This is a genomic window from Streptomyces sp. NPDC046759, assembly GCF_040645475.1.
In the GTDB taxonomy this organism is placed as follows: Bacteria; Actinomycetota; Actinomycetes; order Streptomycetales; family Streptomycetaceae; genus Streptomyces.
This window is the reverse complement of sequence record NZ_JBEYYJ010000059.1, coordinates 1-22,246: the sequence shown is the minus strand read 5'-3', so window position 1 is coordinate 22,246 and position 22,246 is coordinate 1. Positions and strand designations below refer to the sequence as shown.

The 22,246-nt window shown below is 67.3% G+C and carries 17 protein-coding genes and 2 pseudogenes; 11 read left to right on the top strand and 8 right to left on the bottom strand.

Going from position 1 to position 22,246, the window contains the following annotated elements:
• The 3 genes from ABZ919_RS40895 to ABZ919_RS40885 form a co-directional block, all read left to right on the top strand.
• On the top strand, window positions 1-490 hold a 490-nt coding region (locus tag ABZ919_RS40895), incomplete at its 5' end, for a zinc-binding dehydrogenase (protein WP_361259233.1).
• A gap of 690 nt (window positions 491-1,180) precedes the next feature.
• Window positions 1,181-1,351 carry a hypothetical protein gene (locus ABZ919_RS40890; RefSeq protein WP_037661814.1) on the top strand — a complete coding sequence of 57 codons (171 nt, stop codon included), beginning with the start codon at window positions 1,181-1,183 and terminating at the stop codon, window positions 1,349-1,351.
• Window positions 1,352-1,571: 220 nt separating this feature from the next.
• Window positions 1,572-1,889, top strand: a complete 318-nt coding sequence (locus tag ABZ919_RS40885) for a hypothetical protein (RefSeq protein ID WP_361259229.1) — start codon at window positions 1,572-1,574, stop codon at window positions 1,887-1,889.
• 21 nt (window positions 1,890-1,910) lie between these two features.
• On the opposite strand, the gene ABZ919_RS40880 is transcribed toward ABZ919_RS40885, so the two are convergent.
• The 3 genes and pseudogenes from ABZ919_RS40880 to ABZ919_RS40870 form a co-directional block, all read right to left on the bottom strand.
• Window positions 1,911-2,609, bottom strand: coding sequence for a hypothetical protein (locus ABZ919_RS40880; protein WP_361259227.1), 699 nt, complete (start codon window positions 2,607-2,609; stop codon window positions 1,911-1,913).
• Window positions 2,610-3,116: 507 nt separating this feature from the next.
• A pseudogene (locus tag ABZ919_RS40875) lies at window positions 3,117-3,475 on the bottom strand (XRE family transcriptional regulator); the annotation flags it as partial.
• Between the two features lie 186 nt (window positions 3,476-3,661).
• A complete protein-coding gene (locus ABZ919_RS40870; protein WP_361259224.1) occupies window positions 3,662-3,946 on the bottom strand; it encodes a helix-turn-helix transcriptional regulator in 285 nt (94 codons plus the stop codon).
• 1,438 nt (window positions 3,947-5,384) lie between these two features.
• On the opposite strand from ABZ919_RS40870, the gene ABZ919_RS40865 reads away from it, so the two are divergent.
• From ABZ919_RS40865 to dnaB, 3 genes and pseudogenes are all read left to right on the top strand, one after another.
• A complete protein-coding gene (locus ABZ919_RS40865) occupies window positions 5,385-5,948 on the top strand; it encodes a hypothetical protein (RefSeq protein ID WP_361259221.1) in 564 nt (187 codons plus the stop codon).
• A 183-nt stretch (window positions 5,949-6,131) separates the two neighbouring features.
• A complete protein-coding gene (locus tag ABZ919_RS40860; RefSeq protein ID WP_361259218.1) occupies window positions 6,132-6,563 on the top strand; it encodes a DciA family protein in 432 nt (143 codons plus the stop codon).
• A 94-nt stretch (window positions 6,564-6,657) separates the two neighbouring features.
• Window positions 6,658-7,968 (top strand): annotated as a pseudogene (gene dnaB / locus ABZ919_RS40855) (replicative DNA helicase); the annotation flags it as partial.
• A gap of 101 nt (window positions 7,969-8,069) precedes the next feature.
• On the opposite strand, the gene ABZ919_RS40850 reads toward dnaB, so the two are convergent.
• Window positions 8,070-9,320: a hypothetical protein gene (locus ABZ919_RS40850; RefSeq protein ID WP_005322175.1), complete on the bottom strand. Its 1,251-nt coding sequence runs from the start codon at window positions 9,318-9,320 to the stop codon at window positions 8,070-8,072.
• Window positions 9,321-9,922: 602 nt separating this feature from the next.
• Between ABZ919_RS40850 and ABZ919_RS40845 the strand changes: the two genes are divergently transcribed.
• The 4 genes from ABZ919_RS40845 (at window position 9,923) to ABZ919_RS40830 (ending at window position 14,023) form a co-directional block, all read left to right on the top strand.
• A complete protein-coding gene (locus ABZ919_RS40845) occupies window positions 9,923-10,606 on the top strand; it encodes a hypothetical protein (protein ID WP_361259214.1) in 684 nt (227 codons plus the stop codon).
• Window positions 10,603-11,991, top strand: coding sequence for a hypothetical protein (locus ABZ919_RS40840; RefSeq protein WP_361259211.1), 1,389 nt, complete (start codon window positions 10,603-10,605; stop codon window positions 11,989-11,991). Before ABZ919_RS40845 ends, ABZ919_RS40840 begins: the two co-directional genes overlap by 4 nt.
• Before the next feature lie 518 nt (window positions 11,992-12,509).
• Entirely contained in the window at window positions 12,510-13,058 is a 549-nt protein-coding gene (locus ABZ919_RS40835; RefSeq protein ID WP_037775682.1) for a hypothetical protein, read from the top strand.
• Window positions 13,055-14,023, top strand: coding sequence for a hypothetical protein (locus ABZ919_RS40830; protein ID WP_361259208.1), 969 nt, complete (start codon window positions 13,055-13,057; stop codon window positions 14,021-14,023). The genes ABZ919_RS40835 and ABZ919_RS40830 overlap by 4 nt, the downstream gene beginning before the upstream one ends.
• Before the next feature lie 72 nt (window positions 14,024-14,095).
• Here the strand turns inward: ABZ919_RS40830 and ABZ919_RS40825 are convergent, their stop codons facing one another.
• Window positions 14,096-14,323, bottom strand: coding sequence for a hypothetical protein (locus ABZ919_RS40825; protein ID WP_361259205.1), 228 nt, complete (start codon window positions 14,321-14,323; stop codon window positions 14,096-14,098).
• Window positions 14,324-14,533: 210 nt separating this feature from the next.
• Complete coding sequence (locus ABZ919_RS40820; protein WP_361259202.1) at window positions 14,534-16,642, bottom strand: P-loop NTPase fold protein; 2,109 nt, start codon at window positions 16,640-16,642, stop codon at window positions 14,534-14,536.
• A 984-nt stretch (window positions 16,643-17,626) separates the two neighbouring features.
• Here ABZ919_RS40820 and ABZ919_RS40815 point away from each other — a divergent pair.
• Window positions 17,627-19,360: a zinc-ribbon domain-containing protein gene (locus ABZ919_RS40815; RefSeq protein WP_361259236.1), complete on the top strand. Its 1,734-nt coding sequence runs from the start codon at window positions 17,627-17,629 to the stop codon at window positions 19,358-19,360.
• 215 nt (window positions 19,361-19,575) lie between these two features.
• On the opposite strand, the gene ABZ919_RS40810 is transcribed toward ABZ919_RS40815, so the two are convergent.
• Both ABZ919_RS40810 and ABZ919_RS40805 read right to left on the bottom strand, forming a co-directional pair.
• Window positions 19,576-19,890 carry a hypothetical protein gene (locus ABZ919_RS40810; RefSeq protein WP_361259199.1) on the bottom strand — a complete coding sequence of 105 codons (315 nt, stop codon included), beginning with the start codon at window positions 19,888-19,890 and terminating at the stop codon, window positions 19,576-19,578.
• 186 nt (window positions 19,891-20,076) lie between these two features.
• Complete coding sequence (locus ABZ919_RS40805) at window positions 20,077-21,183, bottom strand: hypothetical protein (RefSeq protein ID WP_361259196.1); 1,107 nt, start codon at window positions 21,181-21,183, stop codon at window positions 20,077-20,079.
• Window positions 21,184-22,246: the final 1,063 nt, after the last annotated feature.

Genomic DNA, 22,246 nt, shown 5'->3' with positions numbered 1-22,246 from the left:
CCAGACCCTGCTCCTCCACGGCGCAGCCGGCAGCGTCGGCTTCGTCGCCGTGCAGCTGGCCGTCGCCCGCGGCATCACCGTCATCGGCACGGTCGGTGAGAAGGACATCGAGCGTGTCACCGCGCTCGGCGCCACCGCCGTCCGCTACGGCGACGGCTGGGTGGAGCGAGTGAAGGCCGCCGCGCCGGGCGGAGTGGACTTCGTCTTCGACGCCTCCGGTGCGGGCGTGCTCGCCGAGTCCGTCGCCCTGACCGGGGATGCGGGCCAGGTGATCACCATCGCCGACATGTCCGCCCAGCAGCACGGCGTCCGCTTCAGCGCCGGCAGCGCCGACCAGAGCGGGGCATCACTGCCGGAGCTGGTGCAGCTGGCCGCCGCCGGAAAACTCACCGTGCCGATCTGGCGCACCTACCCCCTCGCACAGGCCGCCCAGGCCCACGCCGACCTGGAGGCCCACCGCAACAAGGGCAAGGCCGTCCTGCTGCCCTGACCCCTGGGCCGCCGCCTCGTGTTGCCGGAGGACGAGGCGGCCCCCGGGGCCGTAGTCGGCCACGCACCTCAGCCGACTGCGGTCCCACCCCGAGACCCCAACATGACGCTGGGAGGGGGGCTTGTCGGTGTATGGGGTGACGGCTGGTTGCGCGACGCTTCTCGTCCTGGACGACGTCTTGGCCGTCGCGTTGCAGGACGCCTCGCTCATCTCTCTCGATCGGCAATGAAGCTGATCAAGACAGGTAGCGGTCCTGACGCGCCGGTGCGGGCGTACTGTCAGAGGCATCCCCTCGAATGGCAGGTGGGGGTTCACCGGAGAAACGAACCAGCAAGGGTCCGCCACTGCCTGAGACGACTGCTCGCTCGCGGGGAGCGATGGCGTCACTCACCTCGTTGCCAGTGGCGCGCTGTTGGGCCCGACCTCGGCCTTTTGATGGCGGTCGTGCGGCTGAGTCCCCTCGGTTGCCGGTCTCGGGCGTCGGCTGTACACGCGGTCCCGGCGAATCCAAGGCCACGGCATCGCTTTGAGGCATACACGCTGCGTGTCAGCGGTGCGTGAGGTGCGAGAAAGCGGGAACCGTCCACGGCGTGCGGCGCGCATATGCCCCTCATCCCTTGAAACTAACTCATCTTTTGTGTGCTTGTAGGGCTGAAGTAAGGGCATCCGGTGGCCAGGAGGTTGATAACGATGGTTCCCCTGCTTCTGGTTCTTCTGCTGGCCCTGATCCTCTTCGGCGCGGGCTTCGCGCTGAAGGCACTGTGGTGGATCGCAGTGATCGTGCTCATCGTGTGGCTGCTCGGCTTCGTCGTCCGTTCCGCGGACAGCGGCGGCCGCAAGGGCCGCTGGTATCGCTGGTAGACGAAAGGCACCCGGCGCGAGGAGCGCGCCACGCGCGAGCAATGAGTGGGCCCGGCCGACACGGCCGGGCCCACTGGCGTGAAAGAGACGCTTTTTTGCGGGTGTTGGGAGGGAACGGGCTTATCGGACGCACCGCAGGGTACGTGAGTCATGCACCGGCCCCGCAGATTCAGCAGTGGAACCCTGCTCCTCCTGTCTGCGCGGCCGGTGCGTATCGGGCTTGCTTCTGGTTCGGCCAGGTGGCCAGGGCACGCAGTTCTGCCCCGGCGACTATGTCTACAACACGCCCTCCATCCCGACCGGCGCCAATGTCAGCCACTCGCTCACGGTGGTCGACGGGCCGAGCACCCACGCGGCCGACAGTCGGCGGGCGGTGAACGCGGACTCGAGCACGGCCGTGCGCCGCCGATACAGCCATCCAGTCGTGTCGGTGCCGGACGGCCACAGCAGATCGAGCCGTCAGGCCGCCGCGCCGCGGGATCCGCAGGAAGACCAGGCACCGGGCAAGCTTCGCGGCGTGTTCCGCCGGCGGACCTGACGAGGCACGGGCCACCCCGTCTCAGGCAACGAGAACGTTCCGCAACTCTTGGACGGCGCGCTCGTGGTGGTGCTGGGCGGGGATCGCCTCGTACAGGTCCTGGGCGCGGCGGCGGACCAGGCCGGTGCGGTAGCCGTCCGGAAGCCCGTTCAAGGCGGTGATCGTGCGACGGCAGGCCTGTTCGCTGTCGCCGTCGTGATGGGCACAAGCTGCGGCGTCGATGTGCAGCGGGGTGCGCGTCAGGGTGCTGGTCGGCGCGGACAGCTCCGGGGCGCGCTGCTGGCTTTCGCGGGCGCGGCGGGTGTCTGTAAGCGTGGTGTAGGCGTGGCTGAGGTGGACGTGGTGCTTCTGTTCGCCGTACGTGAGCCACGTGTCCGACCGCTCGGATTCTGGGAGCCTCGCCATGCGGGCGTTGGCGGCCTCGAGCGCGGCGCGGGCCTGCTCGCTTTGGTGGTTGAGGGCGTAGGCGCGGGCGGTGACGGCGGCCGCCAGAGTGGCCGCAGCGGTGGGACGGGAGCCGGCGGCGTGGCGGGATTGGTCGGCGAGGTCGGCCTTCGGGGCGCCGTGGTTGAGCGGGACCATGGCCTCGCGGGCGAGGACCCAGGCGTGCAGCTGGTCGCCGCCGGATTCGGCGGCGGCCCGGGCGGCGGTGGCGAACCAGCTGCGGGCTTCCCGGCGGCTGCCCAGGTCGTGTAAGACGATCGCGGTCATCCCGGCCATCTGCCCGGCCGTGCGGCACAGTCGCGCCCGTTGGGGTCTTCCACGGTGATGGCGGGCAGAGCGCGTGCCAGCACCGCCGGTTCAACCCCGCACAGCTCGGCGAGCACACCCCGCCCTGCTGCGTTGGGCACCCGCCTCCGCGTCGGCCCGCACCTGGCCGCCGTCATGCCGCACAGGGGAGTTGCGGCACGTCCACAGGCGCAGCACATGCGCGGCCGGCTGGCCGTAGCGGGCCGCGACGGGCCGATCAGCGACGCGGTCAGTTCTCCCGCCAGCGGCTTGGTCCGTAGCGCCCCTGCTGCCATGGCTCTCCTCGCCTGCGTGGGTGATGGTCACGTCCGGCTCCGGTGAGACACGCCGCCCCTCATGGTGTGGTGTCCGTCCGGGCAGCCGGGGCAGATATCTGCACCATGGCCGCCGACGTGCGGTGATCCAGCACGTGTCTGACTGCCTTACCCCCGCGAGTGGCTTCGCTGCTGCTCGCTGCGGGGTGTGCCGGCCTGGCTGGAGCTCGAATTCGAGGTCGAGGAGGTCGGTGAGTTCGACTTGGAGGCCGTGGGCGCGGCGGCCGTTGTCGCGGAAGTAGACCTCGCCGACGGCTTGGGCGGTGATCTGGTGGAGCTGGTCTTCGGCGAGGCCGGTTTCCTGGGCCGTAGAGGGGCGGGCGGCGTGGTGGGGTGGCAGGGCGAGGGTGAGGTGGTGTATGCGGGCGCCGTCGGTGCTGGCGGGGCGGCGGTGTAGCCGAAACGGGCGTGGACGTCGATCATGATGCCGCCGGTGGCGGCCGCGGTCTGCTTCGCCTTGGCCCGGATCTGGTGCTGCCAGCGGGCGCGGACCTCGCGCTCCAACCGGACGGCGCGTGGTCTGCGGCGGCCGGGCGGCGCGCGCCGGGCGGGACTGGCAACCGGGGCCGGGGTCGTAGCGGCGGCGGAGTCATCGGGCGCGGTGGTGTCGGACGCGGCCGGGGCCGCAGCCTCGTGCATGGGGCCGGTGGGCACAGGTGGGGCCTCGGGCGCCGTGCCGGCGTCGGTTGGCTGCGGCGCAGCGGTTCCTTACTGCGCCGCGGTGGCTTCCTGCGGTGTACCGGTGCTTTTGGGGGCGGGGTAGAGCTCGGCGAGCTGCTTCAGCAGGTGCGCGTAGGCCTCCCGCTGCGGCGGGCGCGGCTCGGTCTTGCCCGACTCCCAGTCGCCGACGGTCGCGCGCCGCACGTCCAGAGCGGCCGCCACTTCGTCGAGGGTGAGCGCATGGGCGTGGCGCAGCCGCCTGCGCTCCGCCGGCGGCGGCAGGGAGGACCGGGACGCCACCAGCGTATCCACCGCATCGAACAACTCGGCCATGAAGCACCTCCACCCTCACCGTAGCCGTTGAAGCACACCTAGACCGTACTCTCAGCGGGCATTGACCGTGCATTGCGCGTACGGCGGTCGACGTGGGTGGATGTCGGCTCCCGGCGTGCAGGGTGGCACGCAGTCCCGCGGCACGCGCGGCCTGGTCTTGCCCTTCGGGCCGCTCGGCCGTCAGCTTGGCGGCGAAGCCGGGACGGAAGCCGCCGGGTGCAGTCCCTCGGGGCCCGGGGACGTACTGTTTGGTGGCTCGCTCGGGAAGAGCCCTGTCACTGCCCCAGCCGTTTGCTGCTTCTCCAGCAGCTTTGCTGCGCTCCCGCGGTCTTTGTCGGCACCCGGGTTGACCGGCATCGAGTCGAAGAGCGCGTAGATGCAGCGCAGTGCTTCGCAGGCGTCGCGTTCCGGGTCGCCCAGGGCCCTGCGGCTGTGGTTCCGGTCGTTGCTCGTGGCCGTCTCGGTGCCCCGGAGCGGGGAGGGCCGGGTCCTCACCGGGCGCGGGCACGCGCCCGGGCGGTCGGGTGAAGTCTGAGGCGGTGATCCGGTGCGTCCATGCGCCGTCGACTAGGGGCAGGACGTGCCGGTCGGCCAGCCGGAAGTACTCCAAGGTGATCTCGGTCGGCACGAACACGGTCGAGGGACCAAGGGCTGCAGGCAGAAAGCCGGCCGCGGAGTGATGGCCATGAGCACCTCGCGCCGGTTCCCCGTGCTCGCTTCGGCGGCTGGGCGCTCTGCCCGGGGGACAGGGCGGAGCAGGGATCTCCAGGCGAAAGGACCCTCCGTGCGGGCGTCGGCAAGATCGGCCCGCAGGAGCCATGGGACTTGCTGTGCTTGACCCGGCGAGACGTCTACCCGGCCCAGCCAGGATCGGACCGTCGCCTGATCGATGCCTGCCTCCCGGGCGAAGTCGCACCTCAGAACGCTTTGGTTCCCCGACCGGTTGTGCGGCCAGGGTGGAGCGGGCGGCGCTCTGCGGCGGGTAGCTCTGCGGGCCGGTGGGCGACGGGGTGATGTGGCCGGTGAAAGTCTGCGGGGAAGTGTCAGCTGGGCATCGTCATCTAAATGTCAGTGGTGCAGCCTCGGTGACCTGGTAGTTGGCACTGATGGATGGTGCTCACCTGTTGCTGACATGGGTGACGAAAGGCCAGGTCATTCTCACGCCGACTGCTATAGCAGGTGCGGGGTTTGTGCTGGTCGGAGGTGGTGGGCCGTAAGGGAGCGTAGCGAGTTTGCTGGCCATGGCGGTCCTGGTCGTGCACGCTGCCAGGGTTACGGTGCCCGCCTTGGCCGGTCCGGTCGCCTGGCTGTCAGCCCGGCATGATGAAGGAGATCTTGGGGGCCTTCCCGTGCGTTTCGCCGTCCAGGCCGGTTCAGCAGCCGTAGGACCGCGGCCGGCAAGCCCCTGCCGTCTCGGTGTCGCATGAAGGAGAACCGCATGAACCATGCCCAGTTCATCGCCCTGGGACGGTCCCTTCGCGTCGCCGGAGAGCACGGGCAGCGACTCGAAGACCACGACGCCGACACCAACACTCAGGAGATCCGCCAGGACCTCGAGCGGGCCCTGGCCCTGCTGGACGACGCGGTCAGCACCTCCAAGCCGACCACCCGCTGTCCCGAGCACCCGGGCGGCCTCGTCGACCCGGACGCCGCGGACCTGTGTCTGCTGTGCGAGACCCGCCGGCGATCGGAGACGCGCGTACCGAATCCGCGCTCCGCCGGCGGGGAGGACGATGAGGCGTCGGCACGCGTGCCCTCGAGCCACAGGATCCGTGAGGACCAGCCGCAGCCGAGGAAGCGCTGGGTCCCCGAGATGTGGAACGGGCTGGCCTGGCAGATGTGCGGCACTCCCCGCCACAGCGAGCCCGAAGCCGAGCAGTACCTGAGCCGGCTGTACCAGGGTCCGCAGGCAGCGCCGGCCTATCGGCTGGTGTACGCCTTCACCGACCACAGCGTCGTCCGGGTTTGGGGTACCCCGGCGCTCCGCCAGGTCGAACTTTGAACGACCAGCACCCGGGCAGCGAGGCACGCGTCGATCTGGCGGCACTGGCCCTGCGCCGGGCTCGCGAGGACGCCCGGCGGGGCCGCTTCACCGAGCGCGCGCGCCCCCGCCGTCCGCCGGCAACGCGTGCGGGGACGGACCCCGCCGGTCCTTCTCGCGCGAGTCCTGCTTGACCTGTTCGCCGTGTCCGAGGCCTCGCCGCTGCCAGCCTGGCATTCGGTGGCCGGCCCCCTGGCCCAGCACGTGGTCCCCACCGACTTCGACTCCGAGACCGGGACGCTCACCCTGGCCGGCCCCTCGGCTGCCTGGCTGACCAACACACGGCTCGTGGCGGACCGGCTGGTGCAAGGGCTCAATGACGTGCTCGGTGCGGGCACGGTGCGCCATATCCGTCTGGTGAAGGAAAACCCCTCCCAGGTTCCTTTGCTGCCCCCGATGCCGGACAGCTTACGTACACCACGACCGGAGCCGACAACTGCGCCGCCCGACCCCGCCATCGAGGCGGCTCTGAACCGACAGGCCCGTCAACTCCCGTGCGAAGCAGACCAACCCCTCCTCCGGTGGGCAGGCCGAAACGGTGATCATGCAGACCCGAGCGTGGCTACTCTGACCTGATGCCGCGTGCTGCGGCCAGCGGGACCTGGGAAACGGACATGGGGGAGAGGGAACCGGGGTGACCATCGACGACAACGACGCCGCACTGCACCATCCGCACGATCTTGAAGCGGAGAAGGGAGTGCTGAGGGCGATGCTGCTGTCCAAGGACGCGATCGCCGACATTGTCGACACCCTCCACGGGCACGACTTCTACCGGCCCGCCCACGATCTGATCTGCACGACGATCCTCGACCTGTACGGGCGGGGCGAGACCACCGACCCGCTCGCCGTAGCCGCCCGCCTCACCCAGCAGGGCAGCCTGGAGAAGGCCGGCGGCTCCGCCTACATCACCGCCCTCGTCAACGGGCCTTCCTCTGCTCGGAGCTGGCAGACCAATGCCGACCGCGTACAGAACGCGGCCATGCTGCGCCGAACCAAGATCGCCGCGATCCACATCGAGAACCTGGCCTCCGATGCCGACCTGGACGCCGTGGACCGCATCGCCGACCAGGCGCAAGCCGAGATCTTCGCCGCCACCACCCGGCGCCCCCTGCTACCGCCGGCCAGCCCGCTCGGCGACGTCATGGAGGACACCCTCGACTGGATCGAGGCAACCGGCGGCCGCGACGCAACCCTGCCCGGCGTGCCCACCGGCTTCACCGACCTGGACTCCCTCACCGGCGGACTCCACCCCGGCCAGCTCACCGTCATCGCCGCCCGGCCCGCTATGGGCAAGTCCACCCTCGCCCTCGACTTCGTCCGCTGCGCCAGCATCAAGCACAACCTGCCCAGCGCCGTGTTCTCCCTCGAAGCCGACCGCAACGAGATCGGCATGCGGCTGCTGTCCGCCGAAGCCCGCGTCGCGCTGCACCACATGCGCTCCGGCACCATGACCGACGAGGACTGGACCCGCCTCGCCCGACGGATGCCCGACGTCAGCGCCGCCCCGATCTACATCCAGGACGGCGCCTACTCCAACGTCCACGACCTGCGCGCCCACTGCCGCTACCTGCAGGCCCGGGCAGGCGTTCAGCTCATCGTCGTCGACGCCGTCCACTTGCTCACCTACGGCACCAGACCGCTCGGCTCCCGCTACGAGGAAATCTCCGAGATCGCCCGCTGCCTGAAACTCCTCGCCAAGGAACTCCGCCTGCCGATCGTCGCGATCTCCACCCTCAACCGCAGCCCAGAGCAGCGCACCGACAAGAAACCCATGATCAACGACCTGCGGGACTCCGGCGCCCTCGAGGACAACGCCGACCTCGTCATCCTCCTGCACCGCGAGGACGCCTACGAGAAGGACTCCCCCCGCGCCGGCGAGGCCGACTTCATCGTGGCCAAACACCGCCACGGACCCACCGCGACCATCACCGTCGCCTTCCAGGGCCACTACTCCCGCTTCGTCGACATGGCCCAGACCTAACCCCTGCAGCTGTAGGTTCTCAGATCCCGTGTCATTTTCTCAGTCGCGATGTCATGTGACTGGCCGAACTGACACGGATTGAGAATCGCTGGCCACTGCCGTCACTCGTTTGAGGACTCCGTTGCCAGCGGGATACCGCACCGCGGGCAGCCGTTTGCGTGGTCGTCCTGGCAGACGTAGCCGATGGCACCTTCCACGCACCATTCGGCGGCCTCCTCGGACAGCAGGTCGGGCCCGGCAAGGAGCAGCCGACGAAATTCCGTGGTGTCCGCAATGTCGGCCGGCCGGTTGGTGAACCACTTGTCGAACCAAGGCTTGTCCCGGTGTATGCGCCAGTGCGCATTCTCCCGGTCGTCGACAGCCGTAAGGAACCGATCGACGATGCGCCCCCAACTCGGTGCTCCGAACCAGCCGTTGTCGGACGCGCAGAAGGATTCGATCAGGGTTCGCAGGCCGAACTCCTTCTCGGTAAGGCAGTACCTTCGCCCCCATGAGATCGCGACCTGTGCCATCCCCGCGAGTTCTACGCGCGGATCAACCTCGTGTGCCGGGTCGTCAGGGTTGTGGCAGGCCAGCCCGAGCTCGAGCACAGACTGCCCGGTCGGTAGAACCCGGGACGGGTTGACGATCGCGAGACCGAGACCGATCCAGTCGACATGGTCGAACGACAGCATCGAGCGCACGAGTCGGGTGGTTGCCGTGTTGATCCGCATCATTGTGCCGTCGTGCAGCGGACTCTTCCCGGCATGCCAGTTCTCGACGGGTGTGTTGCGCCACACGGCGAGCGTGATGCGGGTGGCAGCGAGCCACAGCAGGGCGTCGTCGTCGAGGTGCCCGAACCGCTTGGCACACTCCTGGGCGCCGTAGGTGATCAACTCTTCCGGTTTCGGCCACCTGTGGCTGTCGGGCCCTTCAGGCCCTTCAGGCGCGTACTCGTAGTCGTCGGCGTACTCGTCGAGGATCGCGCTCAACTCGGCGGCGCTGTAAGCCTCGCTGTACTCGGAGCTGTCCGGCTCCTCGACGGTGTACATGTCGTGGTCCCAGGAGACGTACACGTCGCCCCAGAGCACGACGTCATCGCACTCGCTGGCGTTGTCCGTCACAACCGGCCTGATGGTGATCGGGGCAGTACGCCCGTCGGTTCGCTCGCCGTCCTTCTTGGCTGCCCATGCGGTGATGACCCCGAGCGGCTTCGGAAGGAGAGGGCCGACCTTGGTGATGCTGAACGGCTCGTCGTCGTCATCGGTGTCGAACCGGCTGTTGACGAACGCGACCGCCTCGGAGGGCGTGCTGACGATGGACTGGGTACCACTCTCGTTGTCAACCACTCGCCACAACGCGCTGTTCTTCACGATGCTCTCCGATCGCGGTGAGTGCACCCGGGGCGGGTGCGATGCGCCGGGTCGCTCGGCACTGACTCCAATTATGGGCTGATCAACCCGTCCGTAGTCCCGCAGGCCCTTGTCGGCGACGACGCTCGGGACGTTCGTGTGCAACGAAGGTGTGTGAGTGGGTGGAACGGATGGTTGCCGATGCAGGTTCGTGACGCCCCGGGCCGCGTTGCAGCCTGCTGGCCAGCCTGAGGAAATGACACCGATCTGAGACAGCCGCCTGCCGACACATCGTGAGACTCAAGGGAAATATCCAGGTCACAGGGTCGGCGCCTGACACTGAAGTTGAGAACCTACAGCAGCACACCGCGAACGAGAGGAACCATGGCCACCAGATCGACGACGCGGGCCCGCCCCCCCAACCCAAGCAGGTAGACAAACCAGAGGCACCCAAGCGGCTGGCACCAGGAACAGAAGTTTCCCGAGAGCTATGGCTACTGAGCGGGAACGAATGCGCCTAGCCTGGCTGCGGAACGCGGCTGCTCAACGAGAATGACGACTGGGTAGGCGAGATCGCACAGATCCGCGGTGCCAAGAAGGGGTCCGCACGGTTGGACTCCTCTATGACCAATAAGGAGCGCGCGGACTTCGACAACCTGCTGATCCTCTGCCCCACGCACCACGAACAAGTGGACGGCAAGAACGGCCGTACCCTCCACACCGTCGCTGACCTGACGCGCATCAAGCAGCAACACGAGGACCGCTTCCGGCGCGTGATCACTGTCATCGCGGAGAGCCAGGACGAATACGTCGACCTGACCCGACGCAACCGCGTGACGCCGTGCACGACGCTCGCGCGCCTCCTGCCCGACCAGGATGAGGAAACGGCCGCCTGGAACGCTGAGGTGGCCAACCGGTTCGCCGACGAGCTGCGCCGCGTCACACTCGCCGCCCGTGGACTGCTCAGCACGGTCCCATCGCGCCGTCGTTACAGACGCTGCACGATCTCCTACCGCAGCGTGCCGCTCTTCCGCTTGCGACAGACCTTTGGCGTGGCGGTGGCGGTGCCCGGCAAATCCCGCTCTTTTGTAGATGTCCGGGGTACGCGCCGCCAGGCGCGGGTAGTGTCTGTGTCAGCCGAGTCCGGGTCTTCGTTCGTAGCGAGGACACCAACTGGCACCCCAACTTGCCTCTTTCACCGTCCGGGGACGCGGCCGCACCGTGTCCACCAGCGGGTTCCTGTCTGTGCGCGTGCGCCGCCCGTCCGGTGTGCCCCGCGCTCTTCCTCTTTTGGAGTCCCGCGATGACGTCATCGCCGACCGTGGCCCGGGCCATCGAGTTCCTGTGCGAACACACCTCCAGCAAGAGCCGCGTGCTGGCCCTGCTGGCGCACGACCACGGGCCCAGTTCTCTGACCGCCGTTCTGACCTGCAAAAACCCTGAGCACGCCTTCGAGGCGACAGGCATTCTGCGCCGGGTCCTGGCGCTGCGTGACGCCGCAGCCGTCGATGACGAACTGACCGCTCTGACGGCCCAGATGCCGGATGCACCGGCCGGCTCCCTGCGCCAGGCCGTCACGCGAGCCGCGAGCGGGACCTGGCCCGCAGAACCCGGCACCTTGCTCACGGCGACGGACCCGGACTCGGAGCCGTTCGACGACGAACCGGATTCCTCGGCAGCGCCCGCAGCGGCGGGCCATCCGCGGCTCAAGGACCTGCCGGGGAAGGTCGTGCGGATCACCCACCTGCGCGAGTTCCACATCACCGACGAAGACGCGCTCCTTCACGCCGCTGCCCGCCGCGGCTGGGAACCGCTGCCGGCGTCCGAACTCGGCGACGACGACCCACGCGACCTGGCCGGCGCCGTGATCACCCTCACCGAGGACAGCGACGTCACTGGCAGCCAGACGCTGGAAGACCAAAGCTCGGCAGAGGTGCTGAGCGTCGAAGACGGCGACGAACTGGCCGACTGGAGCGCAGCGCCCGTCGTCACCCGGTTCGTCCACGGCTGGCGCCTGCGCCAGCAGCGCAAAAGGCCCGCAGCCGGTGAGCAGACGCCGAACTTCGCAGCCCTCTTCGCCGTACGGGACTGCCCCTGCAAGGGCGAGGACCCCGACTGCGAGGAGTGCGGCTGGCAGCTCACCCCCCGCACCGCCGACCTGCTCCACACAGCCCTCGTTCTCCTCGCAGACCAGGCCTACGACGACGCACACCGCCTGGGGGACCAGTTCCTGCCGGACGCCGACGCCACCACCTGGGAAGTCTTCGACCGGCTGCCTCCGCTCACCTGGACGGCCGACCACCGATGGCGGCGGCGCATGGCGCGCGCCTTCGACGACCTGGCCGCAGACCTCGCCCGGGGCAAGTGGCCCGAACCCACCTGCACTGCGGAGGAGATGGCCCTGCACCTGGCCATCGAGGACGCCCCCACCCACCTGGAAGATCGCCCACCCACGGATCCCCACCACACGCTCCCCGAACACGGCGACGACTACAGCTGGGACGACTGTGCCGATCTGCTGTTCCAGGACCACGACGTCCTGATGCTCTTCGACCCGAAACTCGGCGGTATCGCAGACCCGGAGGACCTAGCGAACCAGTCCATGGGTGTGGGCGACCTCAGGGCGGCCGCCTGGTTCGAGCCCTTCGGCAGCCACAGCGTCCGCGATCCCGGGCGAGGCTTCCGCCGGTAGGGCACAGCGCCTCCACGCCGGGCGCCGTGAGACCCCGAGCCGGGGCTTGAGCGCGGAGTTCGCAGGTCGTCCGCCCGAAGACACCCTGCAGCACGCATCCAAAGGCCGGTCATGCGGGCGGAGTTGCGTCTGCGGGGACCATCCGAGGCGGCAGTCCCAGTGTGGGCGATCGAGAGAAGCGCAGCGCCGTTAACCGTAGCTTTGCGTCGGCGACGAAGCGGTGGGATGCCGGCGCACTCGCCTTGGACGTTTTGCCTTGCCGTCTGCTCTACAAGGAAGGAACGGCACAACGGGAGCATGAGAGTGATGACCAGTGAGAAGAAGTTGCGGCTGGCGACTGTCCTGAACTCAGTTCAGGATGGTGAGTGTGATGCCGGGCCGGGGCACCCACTTTGTCCTGACTGGAACGGACCTCGAAAATACGGCTGGATACCGTCGATCAATTTCGGGCTGTGGCGTACTGCCCGTGGGAAGGCCTTGGACGTCAGACGTCGGTCCGTGGTCAGGGGGACGGAGCAGTGAGCAAGGTACGGCATGAGATAGAAGCCGAGTACCGGCAACTGCAGCAAAGGCTTCTCGCCCGTCATGGTGAGACGGCCCGGTATGAGGCAGGGGATGAGAACTTCGGTGCCGAGTACGCCCGGCTGCTCCAGGCGGCCGACGAGCTCCTGGCATTCGAAAAGACCATCCCCGCCAAGCTTGCTGAGCCCGAGCGGCAGCTGAGCGAGCGCATCGTGCGGATCTCGTGGCTGGGGCAGACCGCTGTCGCGCTCGCGCTGATCGTGCTCACCTTCGCCCTGGGGCACTCGGCTTGGTGGCTGGTGGTGCTGGTACCCCACTGCATCGCCACACTGTCCCTCTCCTTCCAGAAGGTCACGGACAAGAACCACCGCTTCTACCGGCACTTGACCATCGGCCTGCACCTGGAGTGCTTGCTGGTCGCGCTCATTACCTTGAGCGTGATCTCACTGTGGTTCGTGATCCTCGCCATCATCGGGTGGCTCGTCCTCGCCGTCACCGTCAGCGAAGGACCGGGCGACGCGGTCAAGAAGGGACAGTCCAGGTGAGCCTGAGCGACGACTACAGCTACAAGATACGGAGCTTGGACAGCCGCATCGAGGACCTGGAAAACGACCTGGAGTCACTGAAGACAAGCTTCGGCTACATCGACGACCTCGAACACGAACTCCGCAGCATCCGCAGCGCGGTGAGCGACGCCGACGACAAGGCCGACGAAGTCCGCAGCAACCTCGAGGACCTGGACACCGAAGCCCGCGGACACATCGCCGACACCGGCCGGGCCCTGAAGAAGCTGACCGCGCGCATTCAGCTGATGGAGGCGAACCTGGCGGCCGCGGACAAGATGCCCCGCGCCGACTTCGACTCGTTTCCCGCTTCGTGGCGCGCCCTTGGCGTACTCGCCGGCAAAGCCCGCGCAGCCCGCGCCATGCTTCTCACACACGTTGAGCGGGACAGCAATTCCTCCTCCATCCGCTCCCACCAAGAGGCCGTCGAGCAGCGCAACGAGCAGTACGCGGCAGTCCTGACTGCTGCCGAAACCCTGGCCAGCACAGCGTTCGGCACACCCCAGCACGAGCAGGCCAGCCAGGCCTTCACCACGGCCCGACACCAGGCTGACCAGTACGCTCGAACGGCAAGCCACCGTGCCCCCTACGCCCGGCGTGCGCGGGCCGCGCTGGCCCGGGACCGTGAGACGCGGGTGCGCGACGCCGAGCTCCTCACCGAAGGCATCGAGGCTCAGAAGCAGCTGTACCAGAAACTGCGCAATCGCATCGCGGAGGCGATCCGGGCCAGGTCACTGCTGCCCATGTGGTTCGTGACGGTGCTCGGCCCGGTTGCGCCGACCCGCAAGACAGAGGACTGGCTGGAGGCAGCGACATCCCTGCTTGCCTACCGCATCACCTACGACATCACCGACCAGGTCCTCGCCCTGGGCGGAGAACCAGACGACGACGATCCCGGGCGAGATCAATGGCGTCAGGAACTGACCGAGGCACTGCGCCACTGGTAACGCCCGGCGAGCATGCCGTCGCGGCACAGTGCCGCGACTGACCGAGGTGGTTGTGGGCACGCTGAGGCAGATTCATTCCATGATTCGGTCGACGAACAAGCCGGCGGCGGTTGCCCCGGCGGTGACGGCCACGGGCCAGGAATTCACGGTGAGGATGGCGAACAAGCTGGCGCCGATGCCGGTCAGCGCGACGAACAGGAAGATTGTGGCGGAGCGCTGGTTGAGCAGCCCCTTGCTCTTGCCGACTTGGTATGTCTGGACCTGAGAGCACCACGATCCTGCTGCCGCTGAATACGGCAAGGCCCTTTCCCGGGCAGTCCTTGGCGGTGCAGGCGATGCTGGCGTTCCACCGCACGACCGCGCCACTGCGCGGTGCGGGCCTTCTGACCGCAGGCCTCCGCACTGGCCGTGCCTTGCTGAGCTGGTGCCAGAACGCTACGAAGCACGGTGGGCGGGCAGTCGGTGATGGGGAAGACGTGGCGCGAGCCGCCCGCGGAGCATGGTGCGTGGTCAGAACTCCTTGGGGCGCCAGCCTGTCGCGTACTTCTCGTACAGAGCCAGAGCGGCCGCCAGGTCCTCGTTCAGCTCGACCGTCCCCTCCTGCAGGCACTGCTGCAACAACGCGACGGCCTCGGCCAGATGCGCTTCCCCGCCGTAGACGCTCACCAGGGAGTCCCACCTGAGCTGCTTCTCGGTCCGCACGGCCACGCTACCCATCGTCTGGCTGTGTACCGGCGCCACTCCGCTTTCCAGCAGGCGCGCGACGACGCGGGCATCGAAGGCCGGCTCAAGGACAGGCGGACCGTCTGCTGCTGCCACAAGGACCGTTCGCAGCAGCATCCGCTCGTCGGCAAGGTCCTCGGGCCCAGCCGTGCGGAGCTGGGAGGCAAGTTCCTGCCTGAGCAACCGGGCGGATTCATCTGGAATCAAGCCCTGCTTGCCTGGACGGCCCGCGGCGATGTCGAGCAGAAGGACCTTTCCGTACAGGCTCGGGATGCCGTGAAAGAGGTTGCGGACGGTGGGATCAACCGCGTCGCCGCGGAGGTTGCGCAGCAGAACACTCACCGGGCTCAGCACCGCCCATTCACCGCCGGGGGAATACATGCCCGTGGAGCCCAGCCGGACCCGCGGCAGCTGCCGCATCAACGCCGCAGCCGTAGACAGCACGCTCTCCTCAGGCAGGTCGCGACAATGGGGGACCGGACGCTTGAGCGTGTCGTCCAGCAGGGCATCCGGCACCTGCCCCAGTACCTCGTCGAGCGCGCTCTCGTCGCCGATGCAGGCCACGGCCTGGTCGATGCCCGCAGCGGGTGCCCGTCCGGCCGGAAGCCTGCGATGGAGATAGAAGTCCAGCACCGTGCTGCAGGCGACCCGCCGGTCCCGCTCCCAGGCCGGGATCCAGTCAGAGCCGTAATTCGGGCCGCCGAAAAGCCGCTCGGCGGCCGGGAACAGCAGGTGGACGACCGTCCGGGCGTGGCCGTTCAAGAGGCCGGTGAACTCTTCCACGAACGCTTCCTCACGTGCTGCCCGGTCCGTGCTGGGCCGGTACATCGTCTTGGCTGGCGCCAGCAGGTCTGCGGCAGTCGGCAGCATCGCGTGCGCTGCGGGATAGCGCACGCGAAGGGCCTCAAGCGCCAGAACGTCGACCAGATTCACCTCCAGACCCAGGCTTCGCACGGCCAGTGGCACCGATGCCAGATACCGCTTCACATCCCGGATGGTGGAGAACATCGGGAGAATCAGTTGCACGAGCACGTCCGGCCACCGCGACGCATGGAACAGCCCGGACTCGATCCCGTCGAGCGCCTGTGCCAGTCCTTCCGCGATGACCGGGGAGAGTGCCTGCGTGGGCAGCGGCGGCACCTCCACCGACATCTTCACGATCTTCTCCAGGTACGCGGATCCTCTGACCGCCTCATCCGTCAACGCCGCCTCCACCACCTCGCGGTCGAAGCACAGGACGTAGACGATGTTCGGGAACGAGCCGGTCAGACGCACCAGGCGGAAGAGATCTCGGATCTCCTGCTGTGACAGCCGGTCAATGTCATCGATGAACACCACGATCCGTCCTGGCAGTTTGATCAGGAGCTCAGTGAGCTGCGCTCGTTGTTCATGGATGGTCCCCTGTTCCTCGCCAAGGAGTTTCGACGTCCCCGCGGCGACCGCGCTTGCGCCGTCCAGGACGACGCCGGCTCCGGGGACGAACTTCGGTGGCGACAGGGCGGCTGAGTACCTGCCCAGCCGCTCAGCGACGGTGCGGCCCGCGTCCTTGAGTTTGTCCTTCAGCCGGCGCCCGTCCCGCAACTGCCCGGCCAATTCGTCGAAGAAGAACCGCATGAGCTGGTCCGTGCCGGAGAAGAACCACGGGTTGAACTGGACGACGTGCACGTCATCGACCGCGTCCAGAGCGCTGCAGGTGAGATTCGCCAGCGACGTCTTGCCCGAACCCCACTTCCCCGTCAGTGCGACAACTGCGCCGTGCTTCGCGGACGTTCGACGGATTTCCACGGCGAACACATCAGCGAGGTCCGCACGCTGCAGCAAGTCCTGGCTGGCGTCATCGATCGGGTCATCTCCGCTGAGAAGACTGCCGACGTGGATCGATGCGTTGTCCCTCATGCCCCACCCGTTTTCGGTCCTAGAGCCAGCGAGCGTAACGCCACCCTCTGACAGTGAGGCGGCGGCTGGGTACGCCGACGCCTTGGCCACGGCGGATGCGGCCAAGAAGGTCACGGTGTAGGCAGCGAGGCCCCGGTGGGGATGAGGGCGGTGCCGCCGGTGAGGGTGTACCACTTGTCGGCGCCGATGTACTGGACGGCATGCATGCCGCCATCATGGCTGGATCTGGTGCAAGCCTTCGCGGCGGCCTGCGCCATGCAACCGCCTCACTACGCGAATGGCTGTGGACCTGGGCTGACGGTGGCACCGTCTGGGAGGACTTTCTATGACCGCCCTTCTTTGCACGGTCGCGCTCTGACGTCCATCTCATTGAATCGCGAGGTGCGCTGGTGCGCATCCTTCTACTCCCTCGCGTGGTGCGTCTCACAGGGTTCGGGGCTCGGCCTTCAACCCGCAAGCTGAGCAGGTATCTTGGGGGCGGGCTCTCTCTCAAGCTTCATCAGTTGAGAGGGGACATCTCATGCACAACAGCAAGCCCAGCAAGCGGCAGCGACTCCTTGAGTTCGCGGTCCACGTCGCAGTCCAGGCGACGGGCACCGTTATTGGTGGCCTGATTCTCGCCTGGCTCGGCCAGCAGTAACGGGAGAGGGCCAAGTCCCCGCACCGGCCATCCCCTGGCCCACGCGGGGGCGGGACCAGTCCGCCAGAGGCGTAAGTCACCAATCAGCCCCCAGTTGGCGGCTTGCTGCCATTTCACCAAGCTGCGGACAGAAACGCACAGTCACGCTAGAGTGACTGACGGCTGACTTCGCCAGCCTGTGCGACTCCGGAACTCAACCCACGCTGTCTGGGAGTTGGCCAAGGATCTCCGATTCGCGAGTGGTTGGGTCATGCCGTTATCACGGCGCTGCGCGTGGGGCACGCCGAGAAGGAGATCGGTCCGTGACCAGGGGCAACGCCCGCAAGAAGACCGTGCGCCAGCGGATGAAGGAGACTGGGGAGCCGTACGCCCTGGCTGCCCGAAGCGTGCCGCCCCCGCCACCTCCTGGGCCTGGCAGTGGTATCGCATCTGCGTCAGAGCCTGACCCCGATCGCTGCCAGCAGTGTGGAGCCCGGAACAGGGCCAAGCATCCGCTGTGCCTGGCGTGTCGTCGCGACCTTGTCGCGGACGAGTTCGTTGAGAACCTGAGCCGGCCCGGTACACCGTGGGAGGCTATGAGTGGCGGCGTTGCCGACCTGTGTCGGTGGAAGTGTCGCGCATGCTCCTCAACGTGGTCGGCTAAGCTCAGTAGCCGTACGGGTACCAACCAGACCGGCTGCCCTGAGTGTCACCGGACTTCCAATAGGGCCCCGTCTCCCGCCAAGTCCCTCAAGGCGCTACGGCCCGACATCGCACGCCAGTTCCGCCGCAACATCGAGATGCCGGGCCGCGGTCCTGATCGTCTCGGTCCGGCTAGCCACTATCTCTGCGAATGGGAGTGCGACAGCGCGCATCTGTGGTCCGCGCGGGTTGTTGACCGGACCGCAGGAAATGGTTGCCCCGATTGCAGGACTCACGGCCGCTCCCGGTTGGAGTTCGAGGTCGCAGCGCTGCTGTCTGCCGCTACCGGGCTCGTCGTAGAGCTTCATCAGACAGTCACGCTTGCCACCGGACGACGCCGCGAGGTAGACCTTCGGCTGCCCGAAGTGCCGCTCATCATCGAGTTGGACCCGATGGGGAGCCATGCGTCCTCGGAGGGCGTCGATCGGGATACCCGTAAGACGCAGCAACTGATTGCCAATGGGCATGCCGTCCTTCGAGCACGTCATCGCGGCCTTCCAGTGCTAGGCGTAGACGGCTACGTGCACGTCGAAGTAGCGCCAGGGCTCAACGCCTGGTCATGGGCTCGAGTGATCGGGCGATCGCTCGATGCCCAAGGCATCGCTTGGAAAGACCTTGACCAGGATGGGATCACAAGCGCACTTACCGCAGCAACCAGGAGGTGGTCCGAGGTCTGCGCTGCGCCTCCTAGCCCATCGGCTCGAGACGCTGCCCCACATCTTGCGGACGAGTTCCGGCGCAATCTTGATCACCCAGGCCGAGGTGTGGACTGGATGCCGCCCGGCTGCACAGACCGTTGCGTCTGGCAGTGCCAGATGTGTTTGCGTACCTGGGAAGCAAGGCTCGATAAGCGGACGCTGCGCGGACAAGGGTGTCCGGACTGTGGGCGGCAGAAACTCGCTCAAGCGATCATCCGTCCGAAGTCCGGCGAGTCGCTCGAGGATCGCGAACCGGACGTTGCTGCGGAACTCGTCAAGGTGATCAGCGACCCGCTGATGACCGCGCAAGATCTCCGGCGAGGCAGCGGGCTGAAGTGCTTGTGGCAGTGCTCGGTCTGTGGCCACGAGTGGGAGGCGACTCCAAACGTGCGCACAATCCCAGGTCGGAAGAGTGGCTGTCCTCCATGCAGCGTGAAACGCCGCGGCGCAGCACGCCGGCGCCCCGCTGCAGGGCAATCGCTGGCTGACCTCAACCCCGACCTCGCGAAAGAGCTGGTCAAGGTAATCGATGACGCGATGCTTACAGCTTGGGATATTGGGCCAGGTTCCGGGAAACAGTGTCTTTGGCGCTGCGCAGCCTGCGGCCACAAGTGGACCACTACTCCCGACCAGCGGACGAAAAGAGGTACAGGCTGCAAAGCTTGTTGGGAGCGCCGCCGAAGGGGTCGCGCCAAGTAGGCGGTGGAGGCACGGAGCAGATCGTGCTGCGGGAATGAGGAAGCGAAGCAGGCCGGGGAGTCAAGAACCACCGGCCTGTCCGCCGCTGGCGCCATGCCGGCATATCGGCGGCCTGTATCCGGCGGTTGCCAACCGGTGCGTGAAGGAGCAGGCCGCATTGGATCAGCGGTTCGTGCTCGGCGCCGCCTCCAGCGTCGGGTCCGCGTCCGTGAGCCTCACGATCCTGTGATGCCAATACCACCGCATGTTTCCTGCTTGCCTGCCGTCAGCATCCTCCTCAGCACCTCGGTGGGCATTTCCGCCCACCGGGCCACCTCCTCCAGCGGCACCCCACTGTTCACCGCCGCCACCGCGGTCCGCTTCTGCTGGGTGAACGCCTCGATGCGTTCCTTCCTTTCGCGGAGCTCCTTCGGAATCTCCGCGTGCGCCGAGTCGAACGGCTCCTCAATACCGACCACTGCCGGGAACGGCTGGTCTGCCGTCCCGATGCCGTAGACGGGAACATCGGGGACGAGCGGCAGCACGATCACGCGGGATCCCCCCTTCGGGTTGAGCATGGCGGGCAGGTGCGGCGTCCTGCGAGTGATCGCATAGGGTGACCATCTCCATTTGGACAGCCCGTCAGGAGCGCACATTCATGCCGGGCTGCCTCGTGCGGCCGTCGAGCCATGGGCTCCTCTCACGAGGGGCGAATGACGAGTGGCTGGGCCTGGCCATCAGAACCGCGCGTAGCGGTTTTCAATGCAGTTGCGACATATGTGGATCGCATCTTCGTCGGGGCCGATGTCGAGGACAGTCCCGCAACCACCTTCACAGTCGATCAAGTTCTTGAATACGGTGCCGCACGAGAAGCACAGGGGCGTTGCATCGGGCTGGCCCGCCGCGGTCACCGCTTCGATCACCAGAGCGCCTATTTCGCAGTCCGGACACTCGACCACCGGAGAGTCTCCACCGTCCTTGATGGCGGAGTAGTTGTCCAGCCCCAAGATGATCCATGCATAGTTGGCGGCTGCGGACTCTGGATCCTGCGGCCATACCTGGTGGCAGAACAGGCAGGTCGGGCCCTCGTCCCTGCCGTTAGCGACCAAGGCCCACTGCTCGCAGTCGGGGCACTTCACCGTCACGTCGGTGACCTTGGCCAGCTCGCTCCGGAGGTTATTCATGCGCTGCTTGACCAGCGTCTCGATGCCCTTGAGTTTCAACCGGAACGAGTCCATGTCTTGCTCGACGCCCTTAGCTTCGGCGGGTTCGAGTTCCGGGATGAGGTGTCTGTGGATGAAAGCGATCAGGAAGTCGAGCACCCTCGCCGCACGCGACTCGATGGCGTACGCGTTGTGCATCAGCCCGTAGTGCTGAAGGGCGTTGCGGTGGTCCGATAGGTCTTTGATCCGTTTCCGGTCGTCCTCTTCGATTGCGAGGCGGGCGATGTTGCGGAGCCGGTCGAACGCGTCCAGGGTGCCGCAGCTCTTGAAGTCGCCCTTCTGCCACGCGTCGTGAGTCGCCTCGGTGGGGTCGGCGAAGATAAGGCTAAAGTGCTCGCGCGCCAGACGGGCCTTGAGCAGTACCTCGGTGGCCGCCTGAAGGTGAAGCACCGTGTACTTGAGGTCACGGGCGCTCGGAGGTGTCGCACCTTCCGTCAGGTGTTGAAAGACGCTCACCAGGTAGTCCATGCCGTTGGACACGGGAGTGTAGGACACGTCCGGCCGAGGGGACGGACGCTCCGCCTTCTTCGCACTCTCGACGGGCATGGCCGCCGGTGCCGGGATTTGCTCCGCGCTGCCTTCGGGCTCGTCGGGCAGCTGCGGTCCAGGCCGATCGGTCATTGGGTTCCTCCAGCAGGTAACGCGATTCCAGGGAGAACATCCGGCATGACCGCTACACCCGTGCTCCCCGAGGCTGTAAGGAAGGCAACGACTTGTAGACACGGAATAACAGTCACGACCGTTCGCCCGCCCTTATCGTCGCTCTTGGCCACCGCCGCTGCACGTCATTTGCACGCTTGGCCAACACCCGGCCGCCAGAAGGCTCACCACGGGGACCTCTGGACTGATACACCAAGGGGACCAAGGTCACGAAATGTTGATCCTCTCTGCCGACGCCTCTCGTCCTGCTCCAGGCGGTCGAGATGCGCCGGCTGCTGGCGGAGGCGGGGCTCGAGATCAGCGCGGGGAAAGTGTCGGCGCTGTGGTCGGCGACTGATGGTCTGCGGGGGAGTGCCAGTGGGCATCGTCGTCTGAGTGTCAGGCGTCTCAATCCAACGCATCGAACAGCGACTGCTGAGCGGGGGCTGGAAGCAGCAGGCTGCCGTACCGACCGTCGTCCAGCGCGTGACGGCACGTGTCCCGCAGGGCGAGTCTGACAGCTCCGGCCCCCAGTACCCGTCGCTCCAAGACCACAGGACTCCGAAGGCAACGGGCATTGCCGGGCGGCGGCGTCCCTACGACGCTTCTGCCTGCAGCGGCCAGCTCAGGGTGGCAAGCCCCGTTGGACTGCCGATGTGCACGTACTGCGTGCGGCCGTGGGTGTGGACGATGTTGGTGACCGGCGCCGCGGTTGCCTGGGGAGTGGGTCGCATCGGCCGCCTCACTGGGGCTGCTCTTCCTTGGTGTGGCCCGAGGTATCCACGCCGCCTCCACCATATGGCAGCCCACCGCTGAGCGAGGAGCCTCGTTCAGCTACGCCTTTGCCGGGAAGCGGAGTCGACCGGACGGCTTCGCCTGGGACGCACGGCAGCGTGACCGATCAGCGCTGCGTTCGGGAGGCCGCCGCCGTGTCGCTTCCAGGGGTGGTACGAGAGGTTGCGAAATGTGTGTGCATGGTGAAGGGATCGTGTGTAGGATGCGCGCAGACCGCGTGCGGGTGGGGTGCTTGAGGCGGTTATTCACC